Raw genomic sequence first — 4,819 nt, forward strand, 5'->3', positions numbered from 1 at the left:
ACATCCGGGAAAGCTTCCGGACGTGCTGTTCGACTTCACGATGGAGGTCCAGCTTCTCGAGAGGGTCGTGGGTGCAGAGGAGGAGCTGAGGGTCGAGAAGATAAAGATGAACGAGCCCCTCATGCTGAGCGTTGGAACCTCGACGACCCTCGGCATCGTCACGTCAGCGAGAGATGACGTCGTGGAGGTCAGGCTGAAAAGGCCAGTGTGTGCAGAGAAGGGATCGAAGGTCGCCATAAGCAGAAGGGTCGGCTCGAGATGGAGGCTGATAGGTGCAGGAAAGATAGTGTGAGGAAGGCCATAATCGACACTAACGTCCTGATGTACATATTCACCCAGAGGGTGGATGTCTTTTCCCAGCTCAGGGAGCTGGGTTTCAAGAAATTTGTTTTTCCAGAGCACGTGATAGAGGAGCTGAAAAAGCTCCAGATAAGCCTCGACGGGACCGAGAGAAGGGCGGCCAGGTTTGCCCTCTCGCTAATAGAGGGAAGGGACGACTGCGAGGTCCTGAGGGTTGACGCGGTGGGGAGCGACAACGCGATACTCGAGCTTGCGAAGAGACTCGGTGCGGCGGTCATAACAAACGACAAGGCGCTGAGAAGGAGGGCGAAGCTCGAGGGAATAGTCGTGGGCTACCTCAGGGAGCTGAGGTACGTGGAGCTTGACGAGGACTACTGAACCCTCCCGCCGTACCTTCTGACGTTTCTGCAGAACTGGCACACCTTCGCCGTGGTAATCTCCCCGCACACCCTGCAGTAGGTGAACTCCGCTTCGTCGTCCCTCCTTTTCTCTCTTGCAAGGTTTCTGAGCACGCTCACTCTGAACCCCGGCACCTTCCTCTCTATGTCGTAGACGAGCTCCTTCCATCTCGTCGACGGTGCGTTCGGGCACTCCTCGCTCAGAAACGGAATGCCCTTAGCGAGAACGTATATCATGTTCTCCCTCTCGCTCATCTCGTAGAGCGGCCTTATCCTCGTCACGATCCTGTCAAAGCCTTCCATCCTGGGCATCTGCTTCTCGCTCCACTGCATGTTTCCGGAGTACATGTTCTTCAGCAGGTTAGCCAGGATATCCTCCGCGCAGTGTCCGGTCGCTATGACGTCGAAACCGTTCTCTCTGGCGAACCTGTTCATCAGGTACCTCTTTGCGTTTCCGCACACCGAGCAGACCTTGCCCCTCACGTCGTCTATCCTGAAACCGTAGTCCTCAAGCCTGACGGTGTGGAGCTCCAACTCAAGCTGCTCCGCCACCCTCCTTGAAGTTTCGAGGGAGTGCTGGCTGTACTCTCCTATCCCGAGGTCGATGAAGAGTGCACTCACCTCAAAACCGAACTTTGGAGACAGGGTTTTAAGGACTGACAGCATGGCGACGCTGTCCTTTCCACCGCTCAGGGCCGCGAGAACCTCTTCACCCCTGCGCACCATTCGGTACCTTCTCATTGCGGACTCAACCGCGCCCTCGTATTTCGCTATCAGGCACTCCCGGCAGTAGTGCTTGCCCCTGAACCTCTCGAAGGCACTCCTTCCACATCTCGCACATTTCATCGCGGGAGGTTCGGTATGACGATTGAAAGAATTATCGAACCGAATATCAGCGACGACAGCACCTTGGATGCGATCTCTGCTTTCCTCTTTCCACCCAGCTTTTCAGCTACATCGTAGAACACCCTGCCACCGTCGAGGGGGACTGCGGGAAGGCAGTTGAAGAGCCCGACGTAAAAGTTTATCCAGCCCACCCAGTAGAACGTGTTGAGCGCGTAGAATATCCAGTCGCCCACGGACGAGTGGAAGAACGACGTTACCGGGAATGAAAAGCTGTTGAAGAACACTATGGGCATTGAGATCAGGAACAGCCACCCGGCAGGGTTCGTGAGCATGGAGGGTATGCTTCTCAGCGTGCTCAGTATGTTCTCCGCGTAGAAGTAGCTGAAGGTAACTCCCGCGAAGTACTCGGTAACCTGCACCCCCATGAGCCCCCTCCCGTTGGAGTCCTTCAGCCTGAGGGAGTACTCCCTGTAACCCGAGCCGTCGAAGACCTGAACGTTCACGACGTCTCCTCCTTTCTTGTCCTTCATCACGTTCAGGAAGTCTCTGAGGGTGTGTATTCTCTTCCCATCCACCGCTGTTATTATCCACCCCTCCTTCAGTCCGGCGAGCTCTGCCGGATATCCGTTCACGACTCTCACGATCTTCACGCCGGTAACTCCCGAGAGAACTACCTCCCTGCCGTCTGAAAGCTTGATCACAATCTTCTCGGAGTTGCTCACCGCTTTTGAGATGTCTTCAGGCTTCACGACCTTTATCCCGTTGATCTCCACAATTACGTCGCCGGCCTTCAGCTCCGGGTTTTCGGAGCTTAGAACGGCTACGGACGGTGTTATGAATCCCAGCAGGTAGAAGAATATCGAGAATGCTATGATCGCCGTTATGAAGTTGCTTATGACTCCAGACGAAAACACCCTTAGCCTCGTGCCCCTCTCGGAGTTGTGGAGGAGCTGCTCCTCGTCAGGTTCAGCGAAGCCCCCGATGGGGACGAGGGCCACCAGAACGCCCAGAGATTTCACCCTTATGTTCTCGGAAAGCGCAGAAATTGCGTGGCTGAACTCGTGGATAACCAGCGTGACTATGAGGCCTATGAGGCCCCACACGAGGGGGATGTACTGGTTCACGCCCGGAATCAGGAGCGCGTTCCTCGGGCTTGTTAGGTCGGACGGGGGAGGAGGGGAGGTCAGGAGCGTGTAGTCCATGAACAGGATTAGCAGGAACATGAATGCCATTCCGACGAAAACTGCAGGAATTCCAGCGTTTCCGAGGAATATCCAGAGCCGCCTTCTGCGGGCAATTCTTTTGAGAAGATTCAGTCCTCTCTCGGTCCTTATCATGAGCAGCGGTCCGTAGGCGGTTATTCCTCTCTTCTCGAGAATTCCCTTTCTGTTGAGGGCTTCGACGGCGATCCAGTAAATTGCGAAGACCGTAAGGCCTGTGAGAGCGTCCATCGATCCCAACTCTGAGGTGTGCTTAATTAAGTTTGTGTTCAGTCCAGCTTTCTGCCCAGAATTCTCTCCTCTATGGACAGCTCTTTGACGAACTCAGCCCTCACGTCCTTCTTTCGCAGGTACGTGAAAATGGCTCCACCGGCCAGCAGGTTTGGGATCCCCACCTCCGGGATCGGGATGGTGGCCAGCCCGTAGATGATGTGCAGGAGTGCGATGAGTACCGCGATCCTCCTCCCCCACTCCCTTCGCATCAGCAACCCCAGCCCCGATAGCAGGTAGGCGAGGGAGAACGCGAGTCCAACGGCCACCGCAACGGGAACGAAGTCCTCGGGATTGACGTCGCTCGCCCCGTACTTCTGCATCTCCTCCTTGAAGGCCTTCACAAACTGATCTCCAGCGAGCATGATTGAAACTGACGTGAACGCGGATACCGAGAACATGAAAAGCAGGAAGACCGAGATCAGAGTGAGTCCAACCCTCATCCTTTTTCCAGACTGGGTTAAAAATTTAAATAGGTTGCGGAACAGCTTTTACCATGTACTACTTCATCTACGTCACGTTTCCCGATGAGGATTCTGCGAGGAAGACAGCAAAGCACCTTCTCGAGAAGAAACTCGCCGCTTGCGTGAACTTCTGGAGGATAAATTCGATGTACTGGTGGGAGGGGGAGATTCAGGACGACTGCGAGGTGGCAATGATCATCAAGACGAGGGCCGAGAACTACTCGAAGATAAGGGAGGAGGTGAGGAAACTTCACCCCTACACGACTCCGTGCATATGCGCGCTGAACGTTGAGGAGGGGAACGCGGAGTTTCTCAGGTGGATTGATAGCATTGTGGAAGGATGAGGGGGAAGACTGCGACATTTGGAAGCAGGAAGAAGGTGAAGTACGGAGAAGAACGATGGAAGCTCCTTGAAGAAAAGAGGAGGGTAGCGAGAGACATCATGGAAACGCTGGACAGCTCCGGAATTCCATCCGTGGTTTACGGGTCCGTCGCGAGGGGTGATGTGAAGAAGACCAGCGACGTGGACATCTTCATCCCCATGAACATACCCTCCTACAAGATCGAGCTCGCACTCGAGGACTTCTGCGTTCTTGAAAGGAGAATCGTCCAGGCAACACCGAACTACGTGATCAAGGGGGAAATAGTGCTTGAGAACGCGAACGTTAGCTTCCCGCTCGTCAAGATGAGAGAGAAGGAGATGGACTTCTACAGGTTCGGAGGCTACCTCGATCTGGAGAAGCTGAACTCCAACGCGCGAGTCCCCGGGGTTGACAAGAGGCTCGTGCTGATCGTCCCCCTGAAGGACGGGCATTACGAGATCCCGGCAAACGAGATGGACATGAGCGAGCTCGCGGACTTTCTTGGAGTGGGAATAGATATCGTGGTGGAGAGGTTCAGGGTTCTCGAAAGGAGGAGGGAGGTTGGAAGGACCGGAGTGTTCGTTAACGAACCTGTCCCGGACTTCGAGTCGTTTGAAAGCCATCTGTCGGCTCTGGCTCTCCAGAACGCATATCTGAAGAGGAGGATGAAACTTTTTTAAAACCTCCTGATTTTGGTAGGGCGATGAGTGAGATCATTCACTGGGCTGACGTTATCGCAGATAAGATACTGAGTGTGAGGGACAGCGTCAGAATCGCCACCGGCATAACTCCGAGCGGTCACATTCATCTCGGAAACCTGAGGGAGATGTTAACTGCCGATGCGGTCAGGAGGGCGATAGAGGATAAAGAAGGGAATGCGGAGATCGTGTACATCGCCGACACCTTCGACCCGCTGAGAAAGCGCTATCCATTTCTTCCAGAGGAGTACGAGAGCTACG

6 protein-coding genes and 2 pseudogenes are annotated in these 4,819 nt (G+C 54.7%); 5 read left to right on the forward strand and 3 right to left on the reverse strand.

Going from position 1 to position 4,819, the window contains the following annotated elements; all coding sequences use genetic code 11:
* Positions 1-292 (forward strand): annotated as a pseudogene (locus ACXJJC_RS04510) (translation initiation factor IF-2 subunit gamma); the annotation flags it as partial.
* Complete coding sequence (locus ACXJJC_RS04515; protein ID WP_456369644.1) at positions 259-678, forward strand: type II toxin-antitoxin system VapC family toxin; 420 nt, start codon at positions 259-261, stop codon at positions 676-678. The pseudogene ACXJJC_RS04510 and the gene ACXJJC_RS04515, both read left to right, overlap by 34 nt.
* On the opposite strand, the gene ACXJJC_RS04520 is transcribed toward ACXJJC_RS04515, so the two are convergent.
* Genes ACXJJC_RS04520 through ACXJJC_RS04530 form a run of 3 tightly spaced genes read right to left on the reverse strand, consistent with a single transcriptional unit; the run spans position 672 to position 3,477 of the window.
* Entirely contained in the window at positions 672-1,544 is an 873-nt protein-coding gene (locus tag ACXJJC_RS04520; protein WP_456369645.1) for a PP-loop family protein, read from the reverse strand. The genes ACXJJC_RS04515 and ACXJJC_RS04520 overlap by 7 nt on opposite strands.
* Entirely contained in the window at positions 1,541-2,995 is a 1,455-nt protein-coding gene (locus ACXJJC_RS04525; RefSeq protein WP_456369647.1) for a site-2 protease family protein, read from the reverse strand. Before ACXJJC_RS04525 ends, ACXJJC_RS04520 begins: the two co-directional genes overlap by 4 nt.
* Before the next feature lie 38 nt (positions 2,996-3,033).
* Entirely contained in the window at positions 3,034-3,477 is a 444-nt protein-coding gene (locus tag ACXJJC_RS04530; protein ID WP_456369649.1) for a hypothetical protein, read from the reverse strand.
* Between the two features lie 53 nt (positions 3,478-3,530).
* On the opposite strand from ACXJJC_RS04530, the gene cutA reads away from it, so the two are divergent.
* From cutA to ACXJJC_RS04545, 3 genes and pseudogenes are all read left to right on the forward strand, one after another.
* Positions 3,531-3,842, forward strand: coding sequence for a divalent-cation tolerance protein CutA (cutA, locus tag ACXJJC_RS04535; RefSeq protein WP_456369651.1), 312 nt, complete (start codon positions 3,531-3,533; stop codon positions 3,840-3,842).
* Positions 3,839-4,540: a nucleotidyltransferase domain-containing protein gene (locus ACXJJC_RS04540; RefSeq protein ID WP_456369652.1), complete on the forward strand. Its 702-nt coding sequence runs from the start codon at positions 3,839-3,841 to the stop codon at positions 4,538-4,540. Before cutA ends, ACXJJC_RS04540 begins: the two co-directional genes overlap by 4 nt.
* Positions 4,541-4,563: 23 nt before the next feature.
* Positions 4,564-4,819 (forward strand): annotated as a pseudogene (locus ACXJJC_RS04545) (lysine--tRNA ligase); the annotation flags it as partial.

It is taken from the genome of Geoglobus sp., assembly GCF_054018175.1.